This window comes from Microcoleus sp. B6-A1 (genome assembly GCF_036705085.1).
Taxonomy (GTDB): domain Bacteria; phylum Cyanobacteriota; class Cyanobacteriia; order Cyanobacteriales; family Microcoleaceae; genus Microcoleus.
The window spans coordinates 22,947-48,321 of record NZ_JAUBTU010000054.1 but is presented as its reverse complement, the minus strand read 5'-3'; the positions used below and the strand labels follow the sequence as shown (position 1 = coordinate 48,321).

Genomic DNA, 25,375 nt, shown 5'->3' with positions numbered 1-25,375 from the left:
TTACTTAAACGGCTTAATTGGTAATCAGGGAAAACCTGCCTAAGTATAATTGCTCACTGCAAAAGTGACATGCTCCCAATGAGTTTGACTTGTTTTGTTTGGGGATTAATTAAAATATTGGCGGGTTTAATGTCTTTGTGAATTATCCGGTGGCGGTAGAGTATATCTAATGTATTGCTCAGGTCGATCGCCATTTGCAAAAACTCGCTCAGAGTCGGTGCAGTTTCCCGTTGTTCCATCCATTCATTTAGAGGAATTCCCCCAAAGTCTTCCATTACCAGCGCATAGCTGTTTTGGTAGGGTTCCAAACTGTAGGTTTCGACGATCCCGGGCAAGTTGAGGTTTTTGGCGATCGTGTACTGATTGCGAAATTGCACCAGTTCGCTGAAGCTGGGATACTGACTCCGCAAGACTTTGATGGCGACTGGCTGTTTGTCGTCAATACGGAAAGCTCGATAAACTAGGGTGCGAGTTCCTGAGTAAATGCGATCGAGAATTTGATAACCTGTCAATGTAAAATTTATACTTGCCATACTTTTATTCTTCCCGTCCTCCGCCGGCTATTTCCACATTAGCAGAAGCCAATACACTTTCCCTGTCCAGTGATTGTTAAATTAATATGACATATAGCGCTCAAAAATTGTGATGGGTATCACTGAAATAATACACTTTTTAAACTTACCAAATGCTATCTTTATTAAAAATTAAATAGCCTCATCCATAGGGGAATAGTGAATAATAAACTAACGCAGCCGAGACCGATCGCAGTTACGGCTAATTCGCGATCGAGATTGAAAGCTTCGGCCAGCAATGTAGTACCAAAAGCAGGAGGCATCGCCATTTGCAGGACTAGCACAAGTCGCGGCGCGCCCGCGATGCCAAAAAACGTTAATCCCGTGCCAATTACCAAGGGAATTAACAGCATTTTAATCACGAGACAAGCCAAAACTTGTTTGAGGTTGTGCAAGGAATTCAACTTGCTCAACTGCATCCCGATCGTAATTAAAGCTAAAGTAATGACAGTCCAAGCGCCTGCTGTTAACAATTCTGCGATTTGTGCCGACAGCGGCAAGCTACGCGAGACAAATCCTAGACCAAAAGCCCACAGGGCCGGATTCTGAAAGATTGCCCGCAGGGGACTTAACCAACTCTGACGGCGATGGGTTTTACCGCAGTGAGAAGCAATAGCAACTCCCACTATATTAATTGCCATGCCAGTGCCTAGCAAGTCGTAAAACAACGCCCAGCCAAAGTGTTCCGAACCCAATAAGGACAAGGTGACGGGAATGCCTAAAAAACCCGTATTACCCACCATCGTTGCCAATAAGAAGCTGCCTTGAGTGGGCAAACTCCAAGCGCTGGTGTGTTCCCGGCTATTTTGGGCCGGATTAAGACTCTTTAAACGTTCCTCACCGACACCAAAATTTATCAAAATCCAAGCGAGTCCTCCACCTGCTAGAATTGCCGTCCAAGCTATCAGCGGCGCCATCCAAATAGCGCCCGACAAATTGGCGCTGCGGATAAAAGCAACAATGCTCAATGGCGTGCCAAAGAAGAAAAGAAACTTGGCTAAATATGTAGAATAGCTTCTCGGTAGCTGGCGGCCGAGAAAAAATCCCAACGCCACCCATGCGATTACATTTAGATAAAGTTTGAGCAGCGGATTTTCTAAATAAACCATGATTGACTAAATATTTTAGGACTGGCGCCGTAAGTTAGAAACCGGGTTTTTTTACGAAAATATTTTGTTGTTACCCGCAGATTCGGTAAAAAACCCGGTTTCTGTGGCCTTGATGCACATCCACTACTTTTGATAGTCAGAAACCGGGTTTTTTTACGAAAATATTTCGTTGTTACCCGCAGATTCGGTAAAAAACCCGGTTTCTGTGGCCTTGATGCACATCCACTACTTTTGGCAACCTTTGCTAAATATTAATGTTTATTCAGCCTCCCAGATAATTTTCCACACAGGCCTTGACATCCACAGAAGCGCGTGTAATGATAAAGTTGAGGAAAAAATCAACATAGGTGAAAACTATGGCACGGCAAGCAAAACAATCATCTCAAGTTAAAAGTTCCAGCAGCCAAGCAGCCTCCAATACTCGCACCAAATTTACCCTCTACAATTTTGCCGGAAACGCAAAGGCTTTCTATCTAGTCGATCGCATTAATTTAGAAAGAACACCAGGCGATATCCCAGAAAAATCCGTCGCTCACAGCATCATCATCATCGACCGTTCCGGCTCAATGTATTATGACTTAGAACCGCTGAAAGAAACCCTAATCAAGCTTTTGACCTTAGACGAGTACAACAATTACAAGCTAATCGTCAGCCTGATTTCCTATGCTAGCAATGGGGACGTAATTTGTCATTTCCAGCGAATTCCCATTCAAGAAGTGCTGAAGTTTGACTCTCAATACATCAAAGAAATTCAAAAAATCCACACGGCTGGATCTACCTGCATATCGCAGTCGATGCAACTCGCTAAATCTCTGGTTAAAGCGGGAGAAATGACAGCGATAAATTTGCACACAGACGGCTATGCAAATGACCCCAGTGCCAATTCGGAAGCTGCAAAACTAGGGGAAATTTGCGAAGAACTCAAAGACATGGATGTGTTTGCCAACACGATATCCTATGCCTCGGCTGACTTCAAACTTCTCTCCAAAATTGCCAATACATTATCGGGAAATTGCATCCGCGCTGGCCAAGTCAAAATGGTTTATGATGCTCTTTACGACAGCACAAAACTGTTAGGCAGTTCCGTTGCACCGCCGCTGGAAGAACCGTTAATTAAGGAATATGATTATCAAGTTTTTGTTTCCAAAAGTGGCAAAAAAATCAACGGTTCATCGAGCACGCTGAAAATCTGCGGGCTGAAAGCAGACGATCGCGGACTGTTTTACAAATATCAGAAAGTCGCCAAAGATGAGTATGACAAACTAGATGTTCCCGTTGCTCAAACTGATGAGTCGGTGTTTGCTTTTGCGAAAGCTAACCTCGCTGACGGCAATTTAAATACGGCTAAGTATGCGCTGGCGAGCACCTTCGACGCTACTTTGACGGAAAAACACGCTAAAGCTTTGACAAATGCCCAAATAGCCGAGTTTACGGAAGATTTGGAAGAGGCTGTTTTTGCGCCTGATGTGTTGAAAAATCATGAAATTGGCGATCGGGTAAAAGTCAGCGAGAAAATTTCCCTGCTGGAGTTAATCAAGATATTGGAGGAAAACGGCAACAGCATCATAATCAACTTGAAACATTTGCAAGAAAATTATCAGCGAAAAGGTTTGAAGCGAATTGAGGGAAAGCGAGACGAAAACGGCAACCTTGTCAAGCCTTGGCTGAAAACTGAATTCTTGGATGGTGGCGAATACGTGCAAATGGGTTCATTTGCCATCAATCAAAATACCGCTACCATCAATATGCTGATTACCCGCAAAGCTAAGCTGGTAAAAGTTGAGGATGAAAGTTTGATCGCAGAAGTGGCGGGAATTTTGGTAACAGACCTCAATACTTTCAACAATTATACCATTGTCAGCGACGGCGAAGTTAATATTAAGTCGCTGCGAACCAAAATCAGCAGCAAACCAGTTTTTGATTTGCTCAAAAAATGCGGTGTTCTTGAAAAACACGGTTCGCCTGTGCAAGAATTTGACTTCCGTTCAGAGTACGATATTAAGTTAGAGACTTTGCCCCTCGTGCCTTTTGACGGGCGTTACGGCAGCCTTGACGGAGTGTTTGAGGAACTCGCAGAAATCAAAATTCTCTCCAGTATTCTCTCGGCTCATTTGAAGGAGGAATCCGAGGCTTACACTGCGGAACAATTGGAAGAATTGAAACAGCATTATCTGTCAAAAAGCCTTTACATCAATTTTCCGACTACGACGGAATACACTGATTTAAAAAGTGCGATCGCCAACGGTTCAGTAGATTCGCGAGTCAGCTACAAAATCGACATCGGCAGCAAAAACATCCTCAACTTCGGCAAATTGCACTCTGCCAACAAATTTCTCGATCGCCTTTATGAAGCTTACCACAAAAACACGGGCGAAAAGCTAGCAAAACCGACATTTGACATCACGTTAGATGAGCCTGTTGTCTTCGCACACAAAACGCTGTCATCCCGAACAAAAATCACCAAAGTTGACGACTTGATGAAATTGATTTTCGATGAGTTTTTGGGGTTGGAGGATAACGGAATTGTTAGCACTACTTTAGCCAAAGTTGGTGCAGATAGTTTGCTGCGCCTTTTGCAAGCGAAATGGCAGGGAGAAGATGTCAAACGAGAGGAGTTTGTAGCTGCTTTAGCTAATGCGAATGAGCGACTGGAAGCTTATGCTGAAAAAGTGTACAGGGAAAAAGTTTCACCGCTGGTTTTCTATATCGGTTCTACTGGACTTATCCCGGATGAAATGGAGGCAAAAGCGGCGACTGCTGAGGAAATTAATTCTAAATACGGCAACTTGCAATTTTCTAAAGATGAGCAAGAGGGGATGTTTTTTGAAGTTGGCGACTGCATTATTAGCGTGTATGCTAAGAATGAGTATTTCACGGTAGGGAAGTAGAAAGTAGGGTGGGCAAAGGCTCACCTTGCTCAAATATGGCTGATTGAAATGAACTGCAAAATGTAGTCAATAGTAACAAATCCGGTCAAAAAATATGGATACACCACCACTCCCACAACCAAAACTCGATCGCACACCGATCACTTTCGATCAATATGCAGCCTACACCCCCGAAAAGCTAGAACTGCGGCATGGTTTCTATGGCTATGGAGGGCAAGACTTGACAGGTTTTTATCTTGCAGTATTGGCAAATATGGGGTTACGGGAAGCTGTTCGTCATGTACCGCTTGCACTATGGCTAGAGGCAATTCAAGAGTTAGCTTTGCAAAATCCTAAACTCAATTTTGATACTGAGATTGGGGAAGCTACTATCAACCGCTTAAACCGAGGAGTGGAAGACTTGCAAGCAGTTGCAGAGTATTTGGAAGAACAAGGTTAGTAGCGATCGCACTTCAGAGGTGTTGTCACCCCTGAACTCGTCCTAACTGACCTTTAACCACCAGATAAATCGAGCCTGGTAGCCAGAAGGCGAGAGTGACGGGAAATTGAGAAAAGTTACCTCTCTGAGCGCCGTCTATAAGATTAAACACGCAACCCGCTATACCGATCGCTCCCAAAATTCGCAAGGTTATAGGACGAGATTTGGGAAAGAAACAGATACCGACAATCACACCAAGCACTCCCCCAAGCAAAACATAACCTTCAATAAATTTAGAGCGCTGATCGGGAGGTAAGACTGCAAATTTTTCTGGTATCAACATGAAGAAGGAAATCCCTGCCAAGATGGTGAGGATACCGAGGATATTCCAAGTTGTTTTACTCATACTTTCAGTATATCCTCACTTATACCAAAGTGATATTCTATTACTTAAAACGGAATTTATTCAGCTTCATCTTCCACAGCCTTAGCCGTCATCCGCCCACTGGTAATATACTCAATTTGCACCTCAACTTTGTTAATCGCTTCCGCTAACCGCTTTTGAATGTTTTAGCGATTTCTGGCCTGATTAGGGCATATTGAGGAGCTCATTTTGAACTCGCAATCTGCTTAGCAGCTTCTCGCAGCCGCTCCATATCGCGCATCGGTGGTATACCAAAGAGCCGCTTGTACTCTCGGTTGAAGTGCGAGGAATCGTCATAACCCACACGGTAGGCAGCACTCGTAGCGTCAAGGTTTTGCCCCAACATCAGACGGCGAGCTTCCTGGAGTCGCAGTTGCTTCTGGAACTGCAAAGGACTCATGGCAGTGACAGACTTGAAGTGATGGTGGAAGCTCGATACACTCATGCCAAGCTCTCGTGCGATGCTTTCAATCCGAAGCGGCTGGTTAAAGTCTTTACGAAGTCGATCGACTGCTCTAGCAATTTGGTGGGTACAGCCACCCAGAACAGCAATATGACGCAGCCGACCACCTTGCTCTCCCATCAGCAGTCGATAAATGATTTCCCGCTTAATCAGTGGTGCCAGAACATTAGCTTCAGCAGGGGAATCTAGAAGCCTGACAAGCCGCACCACAGCGTCCAAAAGATTGGCATCCAACGGACTTACGTTAATCGCTTTCACATTGGCATCCCTTTGTGGTGAGGGATCGCCCGCCTCAACCATGACTGAACCAACAATAGTGGGGTCGAGATCGAGGCGAAGGCCCAGGTACGGTAGCGCCTTAGACGCTTCCTGAATTTGGCTGGCAATCGGCAGTTTGACCGTAGCCAGCAAATAATGCAAAGGGTCGTACAGATAGCGATCGCAGCCCAGAAGCACTTCTTTGCTGCCCTGAGCGATCGCACAAAAGGCAGGGATAGAGACGCTATGAACGCATTCCGAAGGTGAGGAGGAGCGGTAGAAGTGCAATCCTTTCAGCGGCTCAATCGTCCCATCATGACGGATCGCCTGTGCAATCCGCTCAGTCAGTTCGTCTCTGTGGGCTTGCGCTCTATCTGCCTCGCGCTTTGCCTGCTGGTCGTTCATTAACGACCTATCGGGCTTTCCACTCGTTTTGGCAGCGTTCATTTCTAAGTTTGCAGGATTGTACAACAATCTTAGACGATCGTTCTATTGCTTGCCCTTGAGGATTCTTAGAATGAAGCCAAAGCAATGAAAAACCATTTCGGCTTCTTGTAAGCATTCTGGATTTTTATACAAAAGTAAACTCAGTTTTGATTGGGCAAGAGATTCGCCTACTGACAACCAAAAGGTCATCAAAGTTAACCTTGCTTCTTAAAAAATTCATCCCTATTGATAGAGCAGGCGCTAAGTGCTCGATCTCTACAATTGGGGGTAGCCAAAGGAATTCAAAGGATGAAACTGCTCACCGCAACGGTCATATCGCTTTCTCTGCTCGCTTCGGCCTCGGCCCAAGCAAATCCGGCAGGAGCCGCCGAGGGGTCCGGTGCTCCCCAGACCGCGCCAATGCAAGATTCGCAGACAATCAACATCACGCGAAGTGGCTATGTGCCCTCGCGGAAGGGGCCAGCCGAAAACTTCACGGGTTCGGTGCGCGTCGATCCTCTGTTCGAGGCGAACGATCCAGCAGACACGTCTGGCGCCAACGTTACATTTGAGCCTGGTGCTCGATCGGCATGGCACACCCATCCGCTTGGTCAGACCCTGATCGTGACAGCGGGCGTCGGCCGGGTGCAGAGCTGGGGGAAACCGATCGAGGAGATCCGGCCAGGAGATGTCGTCCGGATTCCGCCCGGTCAGAAACACTGGCACGGAGCCTCGCCAAATACGCCAATGACGCATATCTCGATCGTGGAACAGCTCGACGGCAAGAACACGGACTGGATGGAACAGGTCAGCGACGAGCAGTACGGCACGCCAGTCCAGGCGCAACGATCGCCATCCGCTGTGCCTGCACGCTCCGTCCCCGCTGTCAGCGTGCAACCGACGGCGGCCCAAACAGCGTTCGGCGACATCGCCCCCAAGTTAGTCGAGCTTACTGACAACGTGCTATTTGCTGATGTCTGGGAACGTCCTCAGCTATCAAAGCGCGATCGCAGCCTGGTGACCGTCAGCGCGCTGATCGCGATGAACCGTCCCGACCAGCTCCGTTCTCACCTCGCCAGGGCGCGCGAAAACGGCGTAACCCAAGACGAGTTGATCGAGACCATTACGCACCTGGCGTTTTACGCGGGCTGGCCTAACGCAGTTACCGCGATTGCCGTGGCTAAGGAAGTCTTCGAGAGCACAGGACGCCCGAGCGAAGGCACACAAGCGCCTGCGGTGGGTGCAGACCGTTAGAAGAGCCGGCGCGAAAAACAAACACTTGTCCAGGGATTGTTTGAGAATTTTGCAAGGAGAATCATGGACGATAATCAAGAACAGAACGATTTGAGTAGGGACGAAGAAACACTGCTCGACCAACTCGGTATTGTCGGCGCTGCTCGCCGCAAATTCTTGGGGCAAAGCATGGCAGCCCTACTCGGCACTTTCGCCTTCCACCTGCTGGCTAAAGAGGAGGCCTTTTCCACCCTCGCCGCTGCGCCCGACGCCGTGTTCGCCCAGACCCCTGGAGTGGAAAACGCCGTTAACGTTCTTTTGAAAATCAACGGCTCGGCCCAACGGCTGGAAGTGGATTCGCGCACGGCGCTGCTCGACGCCCTGCGCGAAAGACTTGGATTGACCGGCACCAAAAAAGGATGCGATCAAGGACAGTGCGGCGCTTGTACGGTCATCGTTGACGGGCGTCGCGTGCTTTCTTGTCTGACACTTGCCGCTAGCTGCGAGGGGAAAGAGGTGACGACCATCGAAGGGCTCGCTGACGGCGATAATCTTCATCCGATGCAGGCGGCGTTCATCAAACACGACGGCTTCCAGTGCGGCTACTGCACGCCGGGGCAGATATGTTCGGCGGTGGCGCTGCTGCAGGAAGCCAAAAACGGCGACGCGAGTCACGTCACTAACAATGTGCGGACGAGCACGCAGAATGTAGCACTCTCTGATGAAGAAATCAGAGAACGCATGAGCGGCAATATTTGCCGTTGCGGCGCGTATCCGGGAATCGTTGCGGCAATCAGAGAAGTTCAGTCGGGGCGCGAAACAGCCCAGGCTTGGCATTTTGCCAGCGATGAAGAAATTGCCATTGCATTAAACGAGGGGGGCAAAGCCGATGCAATCGTTTAAATATTCCAGCGCCACTGATGCGGCAAGCGCCGTTGGCACCGTTTCCGCTAATCAAACGGCAAAGTTTCTGGCAGGCGGGACAAATTTGATTGATTTGATGAAAGAATACGTCGAGCGTCCCAGCGAAGTTGTTGACATTTCAGGTTTGAATCTGGCGGAAATTCGATCGACCTCGAACGGAATTTCGATCGGCGCCTTAGCCAAAAATACCGACACGGCCAACCATCCGCTCATCCGGCAAAATTACCCGCTTCTGTCAATGGCGATTTTAGCCGGCGCCTCCGCCCAGCTTCGCAATATGGCGACCAACGGGGGAAATTTAATGCAGCGCACCCGTTGCCAGTATTTTTACGACATCGCTATGCCCTGCAACAAACGCGATCCCGGCAGCGGATGCGGAGCGCTTCAGGGGATCAATCGCATTCATGCCATTTTTGGCTACAGCGACAAATGCGTGGCGACTTACCCGGGCGATATGGCGAATGCGCTTTATGCGCTTGATGCAGTAGTGAGGATTCGCGGCACGAACGGGCAAGAACGCACAATCCCGATCCAGGATTTTCATCGCTTGCCAGGTGACACGCCGCAACAAGATAACAATCTTCAGCACGGAGACTTGATCGTCGCGATCGAAATGCCGAAGAATAACTTCGCCAATAAGTCTTATTACTTAAAAGTTCGCGATCGGGCTTCATACGCTTTTGCACTGCTTGCGGTGGCTGCTGCTTTAGAAACAAGCGGCAACACCATCAAACAGGCACGTGTTGTTTTGGGCAGCGTCGCGCATAAACCTTGGCGTTCGCCCGAAGCGGAAAAGGTTCTGATTGGAAAACCTGCGACGGAAACAACTTTTCAGGCTGCTGCCGCAGCGGCTCTAAAAGATGCCAAACCCCTTGAACATAACGGTTATAAAGTCGAACTCGGAAAACGCGCCATTGTTCTGGCTTTGCAGAAAGCGTTGACGAGCGGTGCGGTCTAATTATATCTATTCCGGTTGCATTGGAATGATTAAACCGCAGAGAACGCAGAGAACGCAGAGTTCGAGAACAGAGAGATGAATACAGGACGATGAAGGGCGGATTTGATATTAGGGAGGATAAACGAAATGGCAAGATACATCGGAAAAGAAATGAGCCGCGTGGACGGTGCAGCCAAAGTTACGGGCAAGGCTAAATACGCGGCGGAATTCCAGGTTCCCAATCTCGCTTACGGTTTTATCGTGCTGGGAACTGTAGCAAAGGGCACGATTAAATCGATCGACACGCGCGAGGCTGAAGGCGCAGCAGGCGTAGTTCGCGTTTTCACGCACCTGAACGCACCGAAGCTTGGTCCGAAGTCTTCCACGGAGCAGGCCCCGCCCCGCGCCACCGAGGAGGAAGACAAGTCGTTTCGGGCGCTCCAGTCCGACAAAATCTTCTTCAATATGCAGCCCGTGGCACTCGTCGTCGCCGAGACATACGAGCAGGCACGTTATGCGGCACGTCTGGTTAAAGTCTCCTACAACTCACAGCAGCACATGACCGACACTGAGGCGGTGCGCTCGATCGCGCGCGTCCCCACTAAAGGGCCGGCTCCGAAGCCGCGCGGTAATCCCGAAGAGGCGATGCGTACAGCGGCCGTGAAGGTAGAGGCCGAGTACCGCATCCCGATCGAGCACCACAACCCTATGGAGCCGCACGCGGCGATCGCGGTTTGGCAAGGGGATAAGCTAACGGTCTTCGACAAGACGCAGGGGGTCTATACCGTGCGGACACATTTGGCTTCGAGCTTCGGCGTGCCGGAGGAAAACGTGAGTGTGGTCTCGCCCTTCGTCGGCGGGGCCTTTGGGTCGTCGCTGCGCCCGAACTATTATCCGGCGCTGACAGCGATGGCAGCCCGCGAACTCAGGCGCCCAGTCAAGGTTGTCTATACGCGCACGCAAATGTTCACTGGCCACGGCTATCGTCCGCACACGATTCAGAAGATTGCGCTGGGCGCGGAGCGATCTGGAAAGCTCTCCGCGATGATTCATGAAGCCGTGCACAACACCTCCACCCTCGAGGAGTTCTCAGACGACACCACGGGTTTCACGCGCCAAGTCTATGCGTGCCCGAATCTCTACGCGCCGCTGAAGATTACTGACACGGACCTCCCCACCCCGACCTGGATGCGCGCACCGGGGGCCGTTAGCGGGATGTTCGCGCTCGAATGTGCGATGGACGAGCTGGCCTATGCGCTGCGGATCGACCCGCTCGAACTTCGGCTGATCAACTATGCCGAAGTAGACCCCGAGAGCGGCAAGCCATTTTCGAGTAAGGCGTTGCGGGAGTGCTACCGGCTCGGCGCGGAAAAATTCGGTTGGAAGAATCGCAAGTTCGAGCCCCGATCGATGCGTGACGGACGGCTACTCGTCGGTTGGGGAATGGCGACCGGGGTCTGGGGCGCTTCCCAGATGCCTGCTGCTGCCCTGATCACGCTGGGGGTGGACGGCACGGCCAAAGTCGCAAGTGCCACCAGCGACATCGGGCCTGGCACCTACACCGTGATGACCATGATCGCTGCCGAGTATCTGGGGCTGAAGTTGGAACAGGTGAAATTTGAACTCGGCGACACGAAGTTCCCTCGATCGCCGTCGCAGGGGGGCTCTTGGACGACGGCGAGCGTTGGCTCGGCGGTGCGCGGGGCGGCTCTGGCGATCGGCACGAAGCTGCTCGCCCTCGCGAACCAAGAAGCGAATTCTCCGCTCAAGGGGGCAGCCTCCTCGGATGTCGAGATGCTCGACGGGCAACTGCGACTAAAAAGCGACCCGTCGCGTTTTGTCAACATCTCCGCAGTGATGAAGCGTAATGGTCTCACCGCAATCACGGAAACATTCGAGTCGCGTCCCTCAGAGGATCGCCAGAAGTATGCGACGTTGGCGCACGGCGCGCAGTTCATTGAAGTGAAGGTCGATCCGGATGTGGGGACTGTCCAGGTTACGCGCGCCATTGAAGTGAGCGCCTGCGGCAAGATTATGAATCCGAAGGCCTCGCACAGTCAGGAAATCGGCGGCGTTGTCTGGGGCATTGGTATGGCGCTGCAAGAGGCGACTGAAATCGACCACCGTTACGGGCGGATCATGAATCCGAATTTGCAGCACTATCACGTGCCGGTTAATGCCGATGTCTTGGAGATCGATACGATCTTCGTTGAGGAGGAGGATAAAGTCGTCAATCCGCTCGGTGTCAAGGGTATGGGCGAACTCGGCATGGTGGGCATCCCGGCGGCGATCGCCAACGCTGTCTTTCATGCCACGGGCAAACGCATCAGGGATCTGCCGATTACGCCGGACAAGCTGCTTTGAGTGAGGTCATTTGATGAATGATATCGATTCCGGTTGCACCGTCAACAATGACAGACGGTGCAACCGGAATTGATATGATACAAAAATTTTTAGGCTGACCAATGAAAGAACTACACGATATTAAGGCTGCTTTAGAGCAAGTAAAAAACACCACGAAAAAGCTAGCCTTGGCAACTTTAGTTAAAGTGGAAGGTTCAACTTATCGCCGTCCTGGTGCGCGAATGTTGATGAGTGCAGATGGCTTGATAGTAGGTGCAATTAGCGGTGGCTGTTTGGAAAGTGATGTATTTGAGAAAGCACAGCAGGTAATGAACACTGGTACTCCTTGTGTGGTTAAGTATGACTCCACCTCCGAGGAAGATTTAATTTGGGGATTGGGGCTGGGCTGTCAAGGCATTGCTTATGTTTTGATTGAATCGTTGCCAGTAAACGAGCCGAACCAAATTAGTTTTCTGCACAAATGCCTTGATGCTCGGTTTGAGTGTGCTATTGCAACTGTATTTAATATAGAGGGTGAAAGCAAATCTCAAATAGGCGATCGCTTGCTACTAAATTCAGATATCATCAACCACATCAGCGATGAGGAATTAGCAGCAGCGGTTTTAAGGGATACACAAACAGCACTTCAACACAAAACCTCGGTAGGGAAACAATATCAGTTAATAGGCGGGAAAGTTGAAGTTTTTATTCAAGTCATTCAGCCGCCGCTGTCGCTGGTAATTTTGGGTGCTGGGTATGACGTTCTTCCCGTTGTTCGCTTTGGCAAACAGTTAGGATGGCCTATTACTGTAGTTGATAACCGCCAACGGGAAGCCAGCCGAAAGCGTTTTCAAGAAGCAGATCGAGTTAAATTTTGTTCTACTCAGGATGTATTAAAAAAAATCGAGATAGATGAGCGTACTGTTGCTGTAGTTATGACTCATAATTATTTAGACGACCTGGAATTGCTGAGAGTTTTATTGCCTTCTGGCTTAAAATACTTAGGTGTACTTGGCCCTAAGAAAAGAACAGCCCGATTATTGCAAGAACTACAAGAAGAAGGAGTTATCCCCACTCCACAACAGCAACAAAATTTATATAGTCCGGTGGGACTCGACATTGGGGCAGATAATTCCGAAGAGATTGCTTTGGCGATTATCGCCGAAATTCAAGCAGTAACAGCACAGCATCAAGGTGGTTTTTTAAGAAATCGCACTGTACCAATTCATGATTCAATCAATAGTCAATTATCAAAAAATTAATGGCTAATGGGAGTATGTTCTTAATAATCAAAAATTCACAACTTCGGTATGGTATTTAAAATCGGTCTAATTATTCTCGCTGCTGGCTCTGCAACCCGCATGGGAAAACCAAAGCAATTGCTTCCTTATCAAGGACGCAGCCTGATACTCCATGCGGTTGAAGTTGCCTTAGCTTCTCTGTGCCAACCTATCATAGTAGTCCTGGGAGCTTATGTAGAACAAATTAAACCGGAACTCATGTCAAAGGCAGTGCAAGTTGTAGAGAACTCCCAATGGCAAGAGGGAATGTCTTCTTCTATTCGCGCTGGTATTAGTATGCTACTAAAAACTAACTCTAAACTTGATGCAGTTATCATCTCACTTGCAGATCAGCCGCTAGTTTCTCCCCAGATTTTTAATCGATTGATTCAGTCTTATCAAGAAACGCAAAAAGTAATTATTACCTCAAAGTATAACGAAACAACAGGCGTACCTGCCCTGTTTAGCAAGGTCTTATTTCCCGAACTGATGCAGCTTGAAGGAGATAAAGGTGCAAAAGCGTTAATACAAAAATATATAGATACAGGAGTGATTCTGCTCATACCAGAAGCTGCGATTGATATTGATACCCTGGACGATTACCAGCAGTTGCTATTAAAGAATTTTAAAGAGTGAATAAATTATGAAAACTAACGATCGCCAAATTTACCAACAAGTAATTTTGACACACGCCACAAAACCGCAAAACAAAGGAAAAACTAACCCAGTACACCGTCAACACCGAGGAGAAAATCCCTATTGCGGTGATGTGGTTGATTTAACGCTGGTACTAGAGGAAGCAGAAAGTAAAATTGCAGATATTAAATTTGAAGGTGCAGGTTGTGCTTTGTGCCTTGCTTCTGCTGACTTAATGGCGATCGCTATCAAAGGCAAAACTATTTCACAGGTGCTTTTAATGGTAGAACAGTTCCGCGAGATGGCAGCGGGAAATACTCTGTTTGAGCCTCCGTTGGAGAAACTCAATATCATGCAAGGTGTTTCCCGATACCCGATGCGGGTTAAGTGTGCAACTTTGGCTTGGCATACCCTCAAAGCGGCGCTGAGTTCGGTTGAAACTAGGAATGAACAGGTATAGCCAGCATCCAACAGAAGCGCGATCGCGCTCCCCAGAAGAACTTGTTTGCTGCCTTGGGCGATCGCACAAAAGGCAAGGATAGAGACACTATCAACGCATTCCGAAGGTGAGGAGGATTGGTTGAAGTGCAATCCTTTCATATCATGTCCGATCGATTAACCATAATATCCCGGTCGGGGCGGGTTTTTGAGATGGTCAATTATTGGCAGGTATTGTTGGTGAACCCGCCCCTACAAAAATCGCGGTCACTCGACCAGACATGATATCAGTCAGCGGCTCAATCGTCCCATCCTGACGAATAGCCTGTGCAATCCGCTCAGTCGTTCATTAACGACCTAGCGGACTTTTCACTCGTTTTGGCAGCGTTCGTTTCTAAGTTTGCAGGATTGTACAACAATCTTAGACGATCGTTCTATTGCTTGGGCTTGAGGATTCTTAGAATGAAGCTAAAGCAATGAAAAACGGTTCCGGCGAATTGTAAGCATTCTGGACTTTTATACAAGAGAAAACTCAGTTTTGATTGGGCAAGAAACCTGCTGAGTGACAATCAAAATGCCATCAAAGTTAACATTGCTTCTTAAAACATCCATTCCTATTGATAGAGAAGCGAGAAGTGTTCAATTTCTACGATTATGACAGCCACCGAAATGGCATCAAGTGAAGGAATTAAGAAATGGAAATTAAACAAAGTGGCTCACAGCCTTCGGCCAAAGGACCGGCTGAGTATTTTACCGGCACTGTCCGCATTGACCCCCTGTTCGAGGCGCACGAACCAGCACGCACGTCTGGTGCCAGCGTCACGTTCGAGCCTGGTGCTCGGACACCCAGGCACACCCACCCGTTGGGACAGACCCTAATTGTCACGGCTGGCTGCGGTCTTGCACAGCGCTGGGGCGGCTCGATCGAGCAAATTCGTCCGGGGGATGCGATCTGGTTCGAGCCGGGTGAGAAACATTGGCATGGTGCCACGGCAACCACGGCAATGACGCACATCGCCATTCAGGAATGGCTCGACGGCAAACCCGTGGACTGGATGGAACAGGTCAGCGACGAGGAGTACGCAGGAAGATCTTAATGGTTTTGAAATGGTTTCCCATCAAGGGGAGAAACTGCCAGAAGACAATGCTGATTTTGGTTCTCGCCCTAACGATGTCCCTGAGTTACTCAGCCTGCCGAGCCGACAACAGGATGCCTGGCAGTGCCTCGTCGAAGCTGCCGACTGACCTATCAACCAAGCAGGCAAGCAGTGTCACTAACCCCACCCTAAAGGGATGGGGCTTGAAAGCGGAAGACTCACCACCTTCTTAATTTGAGGCCAAACCAGTGTCTAGCCTGGGTCTTCGAGACAAGCTGAACTATATGGTGGTGGTACACCAAGCGACGTTAAGAATGCTTCCCTAGTTTTTAACCTCTCGGATAGTCAGCGGCGAAGGGATATATAAACACGGGCTTACAGCCACTTGCTATGCGTACAGGTAAAAAGCACGAGCCTGTAACTGTCCAGGCGAAAGGCGAATACAAAACGTCGAACGTCGTCAGTATATTCAAGGCGGTAGCAAGCAAGAAAAGGGGGACTAATCCTCCCCCCATCCAATGTAAAGCCGTCCTAAAAGGACGGGGTTTCAAACCCAAATTTTTGATGAAGATAATCATCAAGGTCGGAGACAAAGCCGTTACAGCCACGTCGATCGACAGTAAAACCACTCGGGATTTTGTTTCCCTGCTGCCATTAACGCTGACGATGAACGATTTGTTTGGAAGAGAAAAGTTTGCCCGCCTGCCGAGAGCAATTTCGGAGGAGGGTGAGCGAACCAAAACCTATGAAGTTGGAGACATCATTTACTGGTCTCCCGGTCCTGATGTGGCTATTTATTATCGCCACGACGAACAACCAATCCCTGACCCCGGCATCATCACGATCGGCAAGATCGATGCTGGCGTAGGAGCATTCAATGTACCTGGCTCTGTAAAAGCAACAGTGGAGCCGATCGAGTAAGAAAAGAAAGTTCCAATAAAGACTTCCCTAATAGGCAACACGCAAAGGAGTAAAAAATGACAACTAACGAGAATGGAAGCTACACAGGAAAGGTTGCGTTTGTGACTGGAGCAGCGAACGGCATCGGTAGAGCTACAGCGCTGGCGTTTGCACGCGAAGGCGCTAACGTGGTGGTCGCTGACATTTCAGAACAGGGCAATCAAGAAACGGCCCGCACGATCGAAGAACTCGGTGGACGGGCGATCGCCGTCAAGTGCGATGTGACGCGAACCGAGGACGTGAAGGCGGCTCTGGACAAGACCGTTGAGGCTTTCGGGCGGCTGGACTTCGCCTTCAACAACGCGGGCATCGAGCCGAGGAAGGCGGCTCCGACGGCGGAGTACGAGGAGGAGGAGTGGAACCGGATTATCGACATCAACCTCCGCGGCGTTTTCCTGTGCATGAAGCACCAGATCCCGCTGATCCTCAAGCAGGGAGGCGGCGCGATCGTCAATACCTCCTCGGGCGCGGGAATCATCGGCATCAAGGGCAGCCCCGCGTACACCGCCGCGAAACATGGCGTGATCGGACTGACCAAGGCTGCGGCCCTCGACTACGCCGCGCAGAACATCCGCGTCAACGCCGTCTGTCCCGGCTACATCGACACCCCGATGATGGGTCGCTTCACCGGCGGCACGGACGAAGGGCGCGCCAAGGTGATTGCCGAGGAGCCGGTCGGACGGATGGGCAAGCCCGAGGAGATCGCGGAGGCTGTCCTCTGGCTGTGCTCCGACGCGGCTGGCTTCGTCATTGGGCACGCCCTGGTCATCGACGGTGGCCAAACGGTGCAGTGATATTCGTCGCCAACCCGATCGAACCCTAAACGCAGGACAACAAAGCATTGTCGCGATCGCCACCTTCACCGCCAACGGCGATGACTCCTATCGCTACTCAGGAGGTACTCGACGGCAAACCCTTGGACTGGCTGGAAAAAGTCAGCGACGAACAATACCAGGACAGATTCAAGACCGAGTAGAAGTAAACCAGCTTATCTTGCAGATTGGAGCATCAATATATGTACAACGCCAAAGCTTACTCCGCAGCCAGTGCAACATCACCGCTAGCCTCCGACACGATCGCACGGCGCGATCTAACCGAACACGACGTTCAAATCGAAATCCTCTTCTGCGGCATCTGCCATTCCGATCTTCACATGGTGCGAAACGAGTGGGGCGGCGGCACGGTCTACCCGATCGTTCCCGGTCATGAGATGGTGGGACGTATCACCCAGGTTGGCTCGGCAGTGACGAAGTACAAGCCTGGCGATCTGGCAGGAGTCGGCTGCATGGTTGACTCGGACGGCAGTTGTCCCAATTGCAAAACTGGACTTGAACAGTTCTGCCCGAACCTGACCCTCACCTACAACTCCCCGGACAAGCACTTGGGAGGCGTGACCTATGGTGGTTACTCCGATAGCATCGTCGTCGATGAACGCTTCGTTCTGCGCGTTCCCACCAACCTCGATCTCCCTGGAGTCGCGCCACTCCTGTGCGCCGGAATCACAACCTACTCGCCTCTGCGCCACTGGGATGTCACCAAGGGCAAGAAGGTCGGCGTGGTTGGTATCGGCGGGCTAGGCCACATGGGTGTGAAGTTCGCCCGTGCCTTCGGATCCCACGTCGTCGTTTTCACCACCTCGCCCAACAAAAAGGAAGACGCGCTGCGCCTCGGTGCTGACGAAGTGGTCGTCTCCCGCAATGCCGACGAGATGCAGCAGCACGCTGGCAGCTTCGATTTCATTCTCGATACCGTCTCCGCCAATCACGACATCAACGCCTATCTCAACCTGCTTCGCCTCGACGGCAACATCACCCTTGTCGGCGCACCTGAGAAGCCCCTGGAGGTCGCGGCCTTCAGCCTGATAATGGCCCGCCGCAGTCTCTCCGGCTCTAACATCGGCGGCATCGCTGAAACCCAGGAGATGCTCGACTTCTGCGGCGAACATAACATCACTGCCGATGTCGAAGTCATCCCCATCCAGAAGGTCAATGAAGCCTACGAAAGACTGCTCAAGTCCGATGTGAAATACCGCTTCTGTATCGATATGGCATCCCTTAAATCTGAATAACCGAGGTGGAACCTCGAAGGAGTAATCATGCAAACGCGCAAACTTGGCAACAGCAATCTGGAAGTCTCCGCGATCGGGCAGGGCTGCAGGCAGGGCTGTTTCATTCTCAGGGAAATCATCGTTTTGTAGGGGTAGTGCTACCCCTACTCCCCGTGCCTACGCCCTCCACGGACGAGGGAATCGGTGTTTCAAATATCGGGGCAACCACGGGGGGTTTACTCCTAGGTCGAATGAAACACCCCTGCCCCAAAGCGGGGAAGTTCCACCTAAAGAACAAAGCAAAAAATAGCGCAGACAGAGTACCTTTGGGGTTGGCGCAAGATGGAAATCAGTGGGTGAATTATTTGGATAAATATTCTGAATTTGTACAATAGTTAATGAATTTAACTCGTAATAAACGTCGCTTTTATCAACAGCGTACACAGGCTGCAACCCTTATGGGGTCTTGTTCCTCGACCTCTTCCTCACCCTCCCAGACCCCGGACAACACAGAAAAATGAGAGGAAACGTGATATTTTAGTAGTTAAAAAGGGATTTCATCATCATCTTCCTCTTCCACAGTCTTAGCCGTCATCCGCCAACTGGTAATATACTCAATTTGCACATCAATTTTGTTAATCGCTTCCCCTAACCGCTTTTGGATGTATTGAGTCAACGTCACCATAAAATCTAACTCGACTCCCGCAGATAACGCAAGTTTTGCCAAGCTAGCAAAATCTACCTTCAAAATCGAGGAACTGGATAACTTAAAATGGGGAGTATTTTCCTTATTTTGCACCAACATTGCTTTTTTAATGCGCTCTTTCAGATGCTCAACTTCTGAATCCAGCAACTTCCATTCAGGCAAAATTTCTTTGTACCTTTCCCCCAATGCTGTTAAATCCTCACTCTCCGGTTCCGGGGCAATTTTCTTAGTAGATTTTCGCCGTTGCTGTAGGTTGGAATTCAAGCGCCAACTAGCAATCTCCTCAACTTCCAAAGATGGATCGGCGATGAGTTGGCCTAACTGTTTTTGAATTTCTTTCGTCAGCGTCACTGGAAAATTTAACTCAATTCCCTCAGTTTGCGTCAGTCTGGCCAGCGTCATAAAATCAACTTTCATCGTTATCGAACTGGAAAGCTCAAAATAAGAACTGTCTTTGAGCTTTTGGGCCATCATCCCTGCTTTAAATCGTTCTTTCACTTCAGCGATTTCTGAATCTAGCGGCTTCCACTGAGATTCTATTTTCTGATATTTTTCGCCCAATGCTGTCAAGTTTTCCGTTGCGGGTTCGGGGTAACATTGGGCAAGGATTTCTAGGAGGCGGCCATGCACTCCAGCTAAATAAACCGCGTCCATCTTGGCATATTCTAGCTGCTTCTCGGTGAGGGGACGCTTTGCCCAATCGCCACTTTGTTCTGTTTTATCTACATAAGCAATGCCGCAAAGTGTTTCTATTAAAGTTTTGAGTTGTCGATTAGGTAAGGGCAGAATGTAAGTGGGAATCTTTGTCGCCATTTTTAATGTGCAAGTGACATTTTGAGCGTCGTCATTGCCTAGAAATCTGATGTCATAGCTGGCGTTGTGCAAAACTTTTTCAATATTTGGATTTACCATGATTTGGTTGATGAAATCTTTTGCCAATTCTGGTTTATCCAAGACATCTAGTATAAAAGTGGCATCTCCCGTGGAATCTGTGGAGTCAGCTAACACCTGAATCAGAGATAATCTGGGATTGGATTTATAGTCTGCTATTTCTGTATCAACCCACAGGATTTTAGCTTGGGCAAATTTAGCAATGAGTGCTTTGATGTCGTTTGCTGCTGTTAAATAAGGCATTTTAATCGACTTTTGCTATTAACTTTTTGATTATATTATGCTATAGCAATTATCGGATCGATTGTCAACGATTCAAGCGCCGGACATGGCATTGCCCTGTCCTGGAGACACGCAAACCTCAGAAACCCGGTTTCTTCCTATATTTCTCGTTCCTGTCCACAAAACTCGTAGAAACCGGGTTTCTAGCCTCCAGTTAAAAAAAGAATACAGTCGATCGCACTATTGAGGATTCCCGCGAACTTCCTCTAAAAACCAGTTGCCTACTTCTGTATTGTCCGTCTGGCGACTCCGGCGCAAACCTTCCTCTAATAAAGCAACTTTTAGCCCCGGCAAAACTTGAGATTCCGTCAGACGTTCGCTTCCCCGGTTAGCAATTATTTTGAAAGCAATAACTTGCGCTTTTTGTACGTCTACTACCCAATATTCCGACACTCCTAATTCTTCATAAATCATTCTTTTTGTCCCCAAATCGTCCACGAGAGAACTGTCGGCAATTTCAATTGCTAAATCTGGGGAAACTAGGCTATCTAAATTCACTACACAACTGCCGCGAGGTGCCGTTTGTACCCGGTCTCCGATGTAGTAAGAAGCATCAGGTTGAGCGCCTCTGACACCTGTTTTGGCGTAGCTACAGTTGACCAGCAGTCTCATTTTTATACCTTTAGCAATGCCAAATAAATTGATTAAGATGACGATAATTCCGTTGTCATCCGCATGATCGGCCCCGACTGCTGCCATTTCAATCCTCAACTGTCCGTTGTAGTAGTAGCATTTTGCTCGATCGTACTCCGGCTGTTTAATAATTTCTATATATTCATCCCAAGTCGCTGTAACCCAGGTATCAGTTAGTAGTTTGGTTTGGAGTTGACTCATCATTACCTCACCGGAAAAAATCTTTGACTTTTGAGGGAAAACTTCTGAGTAGGGGCGATCGCATTTTTACCATTCAGCAGTAAGGTACGCAGGGCGCACCTTACAAACTATTAACCTAGGACTATTCTGCCACTTCCTCAGATTCCGATTCTTCCGCCGATTCTTCACCCGCTGCGGGCACTAAAGCCACAGCTACGATCGAATCATCCTCATCTAACCGCTGCACCCGCACACCCGTTGCAGTGCGCGATTGGGTGGAAATTGCACTTACAGCCTGACGGATAATAATACCTCGGTTGGTAATAATCATCAACTCGTCATCTTCGTTGACAATTCGCAGCGCAGCTACCTGATCCTTACCCTTTTTAGATTTGAATTTAGTAGCCGTCAATCCCTTGCCAGCCCGTCTTTGTAGGCGGAATTGAGAAACTGGAACCCGCTTGCCATAGCCGTTGGTGGTGATTACCAACACCGAAGGAACTTCGCTGCTAACTGTCGAAATTTCTTCGACCTCTTCGCCTTCAATTTCCTCGGCTTGCAATTCTAATTCTTCATCTTCCAATTCTGCATCTTCCGTTTCCAATTCAGCAATTTCTGCTCCTTCAAATTCCGAGTCGCCCGTTTCTAATTGAGCAATATTAGCTCCCTCAAATTCCGAGTCTTCAGTTTCTAATTCAGCAATTTCGGCAACAATTGAACTGGGCAAAATGTCCATGCTAATCAACTCATCGCCCGATCGCAATTTCATCGATTTTACACCCCGCGTCGCGCGGCCGACTGGGCGCAACTGTTCGTGATTGGTGCGGAAATGAATTGCCATGCCTTGGCGCGTACCGATGATGATGCTGTCACCCACTTTTGCTCTCCGTACCCAGCGCAGTTGGTCGCCTTCTTCTAGAGAAATCGCGATTAATCCATTAGTGCGGATGTTGCCAAAAGCGGAAAGTGCGGTTTTCTTGATGTAGCCGCCGCGAGTCAACATTACCAAGTATTCTTCGCTGGTGAATTCTGTGACTGACACCATAGAAGTGATTTTTTCTTCTATAGGAATCGGCAGCAGTTGCACCACAGGAGTGCCGCGGGCCGTCCGCGAACAGACGGGGATTTGATAAGCTTTGACAGAGTAAACTACGCCCCTGTCGCTGAAGAACAAAACGCTGTCATGATCGCAGCAGGAAAGGAAATGTTCTACTCCATCGTCTTCTTTCATTTTCGCGCCTGCTTTGCCGCGAGTAGCGCGACTTTGGGCCTCGAAAGTGCTGACAGGCATCCGCTTGATGTAGCCTTGCTCTGTAATCAGAATAATTGCTTGTTCGTTGGCAATTAAATCTCTTTCATCGATTTCTCCTTCGGCGTGTTCGATGACGCTGCGCCTAGGAGTGGCGATTTTGGTTTGGATTTCGACTGCTTCAAATTCGGCGATTTCTAAGATGCGTTCCCGGCGCGCTAAGATATCTTCCAAATCGGCGATTTTAGTTCGCAGTTCTTCGTGTTCTTGCTGGATTTTTTGCGCTTCTAATGCTGTCAAACGCCGGAGCTGCATTTGCAGAATTGCGTCGGATTGCTGTTCAGAAAGACCGTAATTATCCATCAATTCTTGTTTCGCTGCTGCGGAGTCGGCTGCGGCGCGAATTAGGTGAATAATTGCATCTAAGTTGTCTAGGGCAATTAATAACCCTTGCAGAAGGTGGTCGCGTTCTTCTGCTTTGCGGAGCTCATATTGAGTCCGGCGAGTAATTGTCTCAATGCGGAAGTCTAGGAAGACATTGAGGAATTGCGAGAGCGTAAGTAGTTGGGGTTCCCCATTTACTAGCGCTAACATATTGGCTCCAAAGTTGGCTTGGAGGGGTGTTTGTTTATAGAGGTTGTTGAGGACGACGCGGGGATAGGCGTCGCGCTTGAGTTCGATCACGATCCGCATTCCGTCTCTATCGCTTTCGTCGCGAATGTCGGAAATACCATCTAATCTTTTGTCGTTGACAAGTTCGGCAATTTTCTCAATTAGGGCTGCCTTGTTTGTTTGGTAAGGCAATTCGGTGATAATAATTGCTTCTTTGTCGGGGCGGCCGGGATGTTCGATGGTTTCAATGCCGGCGACTCCGCGCATTGTAATCGAACCGCGCCCGGTGGTGTAAGCATCGCGAATGCCGCCTCTACCCAGAATTTGCCCTCCCGTGGGAAAGTCCGGGCCGGGGATGTACTGCATCAATTCCAGGTCAGTAATTGCTGGATTGTGAATTAGTGCTACTAAACCGTCAATTATTTCGCCTAAATTGTGCGGCGGAATGTTGGTGGCCATCCCTACAGCAATCCCGGAGGAACCGTTGAGCAAAATTTGGGGGATGCGTGCCGGGAGTACGAGGGGTTCTTGCTGGGAACCGTCGAAGTTGTCGCCAAAATCAACTGTTTCCGAGTCGATGTCGCGCAGCATGGAGTCGCTAGTCAAGGCTGTGAGGCGACATTCGGTGTACCGCATGGCAGCGGGCGGGTCGTTGTCAACGGAGCCGAAGTTGCCGTGGCCGTTGATCAGGCGTTCCCGCATGGAGAAATCCTGAGCCATCCGCACCAAGGCGTCGTAAACCGCTGTATCTCCGTGCGGGTGATACTTGCCCAGCACCTCCCCCACGACGCGGGCGCATTTGCGGAAAGGTCGATCGGGAGTCAAGCCCAATTCGTTCATGGCGTAGAGAATGCGTCGGTGAACGGGCTTGAGACCGTCCCTGGCATCTGGTAGCGCCCGACCGACTATTACGCTCATGGCGTATTCCAAGTACGATCGGGACATCTCATTACCCAGATCCGTCGGGATTATCCGCGACTCAGAGGTGCTCATAGGTTGAAAAACTCCGTTAAAAATTTAAATTTGACCGCTATAAATCTCAAAAATGCGATAAAATCGGTTTGGATTCAGTAGAGCTGCCAAATATTGCCAATTACTCCTGAAATTATATCACAATTTGCCTTGGAATTTATGGGAAAGTTGCCAGAAAAATTAAGGGACGAAACCAGCACAATTGATAATTTGTCAGTTGGTGATTTTGTCAGCAGTTGGCAAAAGCTAAAAAGGTTTTTTTAGGCGATCGGGTTTCATGCTTTCGTGAGTTTTTTTGACGGCCATCTAAGAAATTAAAATGGTTACTCGATCGAAATTTTAATTTCACAAAACCGAAGGCCTTCTTAAAGCTAAGTAAAAATCTAAAATCTAAAATCTAAAATCTAAAATCAGCCGATGCTACCCGTCATCTACTCCGAAGATTTCTTGCTGCACAAGACTGGAATGCTTCACCCAGAGCGACCAGAACGTTTAACGGCGATCGTCAATGCTCTGAAAGCTGCTCCCTGGGCGGATCAAATTGAATGGCAACTGCCCACCCCAGTGGCGCAGCGCGAACAACAACTGTTATCGGCTATCAAAAAAGTTCACTCGCAAAGATACATCAAAGAAATCGAACATTTGGCTCATCGGGGTGGCGGCTACCTCGACGGTGATACGCCGATTTCTGCTGAAAGTTACGACGTAGCGCTGCTGGCGGCGAGTGCTTGGCTCGATGGGCTCGATCAAGTGGTGGCTGCGGGGGAACCGGCTTTTGTGCTGGCCAGGCCGCCGGGACACCACGCCGAAAACGCCCGCGCGATGGGTTTTTGCTTGTTTTCCAATGCTGCGATCGCCGCTCACTACGCCCTGGAACAGCCGGGAATCAACCGCGTCGCTGTCCTCGACTGGGACGTGCACCACGGCAACGGCACTCAATCTTTGGTGGAAAACTGCCGGCAAATTGCCTACTGTTCCCTGCACCAATCTCCGTGCTATCCGGGAACAGGAGATGCCGAGGAGCGCGGTGCCTACGACAACGTGCTGAACATTCCCCTCTATCCCGGCAGTGGCATAGCTGAATACCTGAGCGCCTTTGAATCTCTGGTCGTGCCTTTTTTGTCCAAATTTGAACCGGATTTGTTGATTGTCAGCGCCGGTTATGACGCTACTGCGTCCGATCCGCTGGCGAGCATGACTCTGATGCCGTCAGATTTCGGTACTTTCACCGGATACTGCCTGCAACTCACCCGCCGCATCGCCTTTGGTTTGGAGGGGGGTTACGCGCTCAAAGAGTTGGCAGAGTCGGTTGTCGCGACTATTGACCGATGCCTCAATTAGCTGGAAAATTGGAAGATGGGAAAATAAGGTTGAGAAGCCATGAGGACGAGATGGAG

22 protein-coding genes and 2 pseudogenes are annotated in these 25,375 nt (G+C 49.4%); 16 read left to right on the top strand and 8 right to left on the bottom strand.

Features of this window, described 5'->3' with window-relative positions; all coding sequences use genetic code 11:
- Positions 1-77: 77 nt before the first annotated feature.
- Positions 78-533 (bottom strand): annotated as a pseudogene (locus tag QUB11_RS19855) (serine/threonine protein kinase); the annotation flags it as partial.
- Between the two features lie 164 nt (positions 534-697).
- Positions 698-1,681 (bottom strand): AEC family transporter, encoded by a 984-nt coding sequence (locus tag QUB11_RS19850; RefSeq protein ID WP_333391531.1) that lies wholly within the window; start codon positions 1,679-1,681, stop codon positions 698-700.
- A 356-nt stretch (positions 1,682-2,037) separates the two neighbouring features.
- On the opposite strand from QUB11_RS19850, the gene QUB11_RS19845 reads away from it, so the two are divergent.
- Together QUB11_RS19845 and QUB11_RS19840 are read left to right on the top strand one after the other, a co-directional pair.
- Positions 2,038-4,569, top strand: a complete 2,532-nt coding sequence (locus tag QUB11_RS19845; RefSeq protein WP_333391529.1) for a vWA domain-containing protein — start codon at positions 2,038-2,040, stop codon at positions 4,567-4,569.
- 94 nt (positions 4,570-4,663) lie between these two features.
- Positions 4,664-5,008, top strand: a complete 345-nt coding sequence (locus QUB11_RS19840; RefSeq protein WP_333391527.1) for a hypothetical protein — start codon at positions 4,664-4,666, stop codon at positions 5,006-5,008.
- A 25-nt stretch (positions 5,009-5,033) separates the two neighbouring features.
- Here the strand turns inward: QUB11_RS19840 and QUB11_RS19835 are convergent, their stop codons facing one another.
- Both QUB11_RS19835 and QUB11_RS19830 read right to left on the bottom strand, forming a co-directional pair.
- On the bottom strand, positions 5,034-5,393 hold the full coding sequence (locus QUB11_RS19835; protein ID WP_333391525.1) for a hypothetical protein: 360 nt from the start codon (positions 5,391-5,393) through the stop codon (positions 5,034-5,036).
- Between the two features lie 202 nt (positions 5,394-5,595).
- Positions 5,596-6,579 (bottom strand): AraC family transcriptional regulator, encoded by a 984-nt coding sequence (locus QUB11_RS19830; protein WP_333391523.1) that lies wholly within the window; start codon positions 6,577-6,579, stop codon positions 5,596-5,598.
- Positions 6,580-6,867: 288 nt separating this feature from the next.
- Between QUB11_RS19830 and QUB11_RS19825 the strand changes: the two genes are divergently transcribed.
- The 7 genes from QUB11_RS19825 (at position 6,868) to sufU (ending at position 14,371) form a co-directional block, all read left to right on the top strand.
- Positions 6,868-7,812 carry a (R)-mandelonitrile lyase gene (locus QUB11_RS19825; protein ID WP_333391521.1) on the top strand — a complete coding sequence of 315 codons (945 nt, stop codon included), beginning with the start codon at positions 6,868-6,870 and terminating at the stop codon, positions 7,810-7,812.
- 63 nt (positions 7,813-7,875) lie between these two features.
- On the top strand, positions 7,876-8,694 hold the full coding sequence (locus QUB11_RS19820; protein ID WP_333391519.1) for a 2Fe-2S iron-sulfur cluster-binding protein: 819 nt from the start codon (positions 7,876-7,878) through the stop codon (positions 8,692-8,694).
- A complete protein-coding gene (locus tag QUB11_RS19815) occupies positions 8,681-9,673 on the top strand; it encodes a xanthine dehydrogenase family protein subunit M (RefSeq protein ID WP_333391518.1) in 993 nt (330 codons plus the stop codon). Before QUB11_RS19820 ends, QUB11_RS19815 begins: the two co-directional genes overlap by 14 nt.
- Before the next feature lie 126 nt (positions 9,674-9,799).
- Positions 9,800-12,016: a xanthine dehydrogenase family protein molybdopterin-binding subunit gene (locus tag QUB11_RS19810; protein ID WP_333391516.1), complete on the top strand. Its 2,217-nt coding sequence runs from the start codon at positions 9,800-9,802 to the stop codon at positions 12,014-12,016.
- A gap of 101 nt (positions 12,017-12,117) precedes the next feature.
- Positions 12,118-13,257, top strand: coding sequence for an XdhC family protein (locus QUB11_RS19805; RefSeq protein ID WP_333391514.1), 1,140 nt, complete (start codon positions 12,118-12,120; stop codon positions 13,255-13,257).
- A gap of 48 nt (positions 13,258-13,305) precedes the next feature.
- Positions 13,306-13,911 (top strand): nucleotidyltransferase family protein, encoded by a 606-nt coding sequence (locus QUB11_RS19800; protein WP_333391512.1) that lies wholly within the window; start codon positions 13,306-13,308, stop codon positions 13,909-13,911.
- A gap of 7 nt (positions 13,912-13,918) precedes the next feature.
- Positions 13,919-14,371 (top strand): Fe-S cluster assembly sulfur transfer protein SufU, encoded by a 453-nt coding sequence (gene sufU, locus QUB11_RS19795; protein WP_333391510.1) that lies wholly within the window; start codon positions 13,919-13,921, stop codon positions 14,369-14,371.
- Here sufU and QUB11_RS31330 read toward each other — a convergent pair.
- Positions 14,368-14,511, bottom strand: a pseudogene (locus QUB11_RS31330) (AraC family transcriptional regulator N-terminal domain-containing protein); the annotation flags it as partial. The gene sufU and the pseudogene QUB11_RS31330 overlap by 4 nt on opposite strands.
- Positions 14,512-15,044: 533 nt before the next feature.
- Between QUB11_RS31330 and QUB11_RS19790 the strand changes: the two are divergent.
- The 6 genes from QUB11_RS19790 to QUB11_RS19765 all read left to right on the top strand — a co-directional run bounded on the left by QUB11_RS19790 (position 15,045) and on the right by QUB11_RS19765 (position 18,474).
- On the top strand, positions 15,045-15,446 hold the full coding sequence (locus QUB11_RS19790; RefSeq protein WP_333391508.1) for a (R)-mandelonitrile lyase: 402 nt from the start codon (positions 15,045-15,047) through the stop codon (positions 15,444-15,446).
- A 10-nt stretch (positions 15,447-15,456) separates the two neighbouring features.
- Entirely contained in the window at positions 15,457-15,594 is a 138-nt protein-coding gene (locus tag QUB11_RS19785; protein ID WP_333391506.1) for a hypothetical protein, read from the top strand.
- A 242-nt stretch (positions 15,595-15,836) separates the two neighbouring features.
- Entirely contained in the window at positions 15,837-16,367 is a 531-nt protein-coding gene (locus QUB11_RS19780) for a cyclophilin-like fold protein (protein WP_333391504.1), read from the top strand.
- A gap of 56 nt (positions 16,368-16,423) precedes the next feature.
- The gene (locus QUB11_RS19775) at positions 16,424-17,200 is read left to right on the top strand and encodes an SDR family oxidoreductase (RefSeq protein WP_333391502.1); all 777 of its coding nucleotides are present in this window, start codon (positions 16,424-16,426) and stop codon (positions 17,198-17,200) included.
- Between the two features lie 47 nt (positions 17,201-17,247).
- Positions 17,248-17,382 carry a hypothetical protein gene (locus tag QUB11_RS19770; protein ID WP_333391500.1) on the top strand — a complete coding sequence of 45 codons (135 nt, stop codon included), beginning with the start codon at positions 17,248-17,250 and terminating at the stop codon, positions 17,380-17,382.
- A 39-nt stretch (positions 17,383-17,421) separates the two neighbouring features.
- Positions 17,422-18,474, top strand: coding sequence for an NAD(P)-dependent alcohol dehydrogenase (locus QUB11_RS19765; protein WP_333391498.1), 1,053 nt, complete (start codon positions 17,422-17,424; stop codon positions 18,472-18,474).
- 523 nt (positions 18,475-18,997) lie between these two features.
- Here QUB11_RS19765 and QUB11_RS19760 read toward each other — a convergent pair.
- The 3 genes from QUB11_RS19760 to gyrA form a co-directional block, all read right to left on the bottom strand.
- Positions 18,998-20,293: a ribonuclease D gene (locus tag QUB11_RS19760; protein WP_333391497.1), complete on the bottom strand. Its 1,296-nt coding sequence runs from the start codon at positions 20,291-20,293 to the stop codon at positions 18,998-19,000.
- Between the two features lie 219 nt (positions 20,294-20,512).
- Entirely contained in the window at positions 20,513-21,169 is a 657-nt protein-coding gene (locus tag QUB11_RS19755; RefSeq protein ID WP_333391496.1) for a Uma2 family endonuclease, read from the bottom strand.
- 118 nt (positions 21,170-21,287) lie between these two features.
- Positions 21,288-23,999: a DNA gyrase subunit A gene (gene gyrA / locus QUB11_RS19750; protein ID WP_333391494.1), complete on the bottom strand. Its 2,712-nt coding sequence runs from the start codon at positions 23,997-23,999 to the stop codon at positions 21,288-21,290.
- A gap of 396 nt (positions 24,000-24,395) precedes the next feature.
- Between gyrA and QUB11_RS19745 the strand changes: the two genes are divergently transcribed.
- Positions 24,396-25,319, top strand: coding sequence for a histone deacetylase (locus QUB11_RS19745; RefSeq protein ID WP_333391492.1), 924 nt, complete (start codon positions 24,396-24,398; stop codon positions 25,317-25,319).
- Positions 25,320-25,375 lie beyond the last annotated feature (56 nt).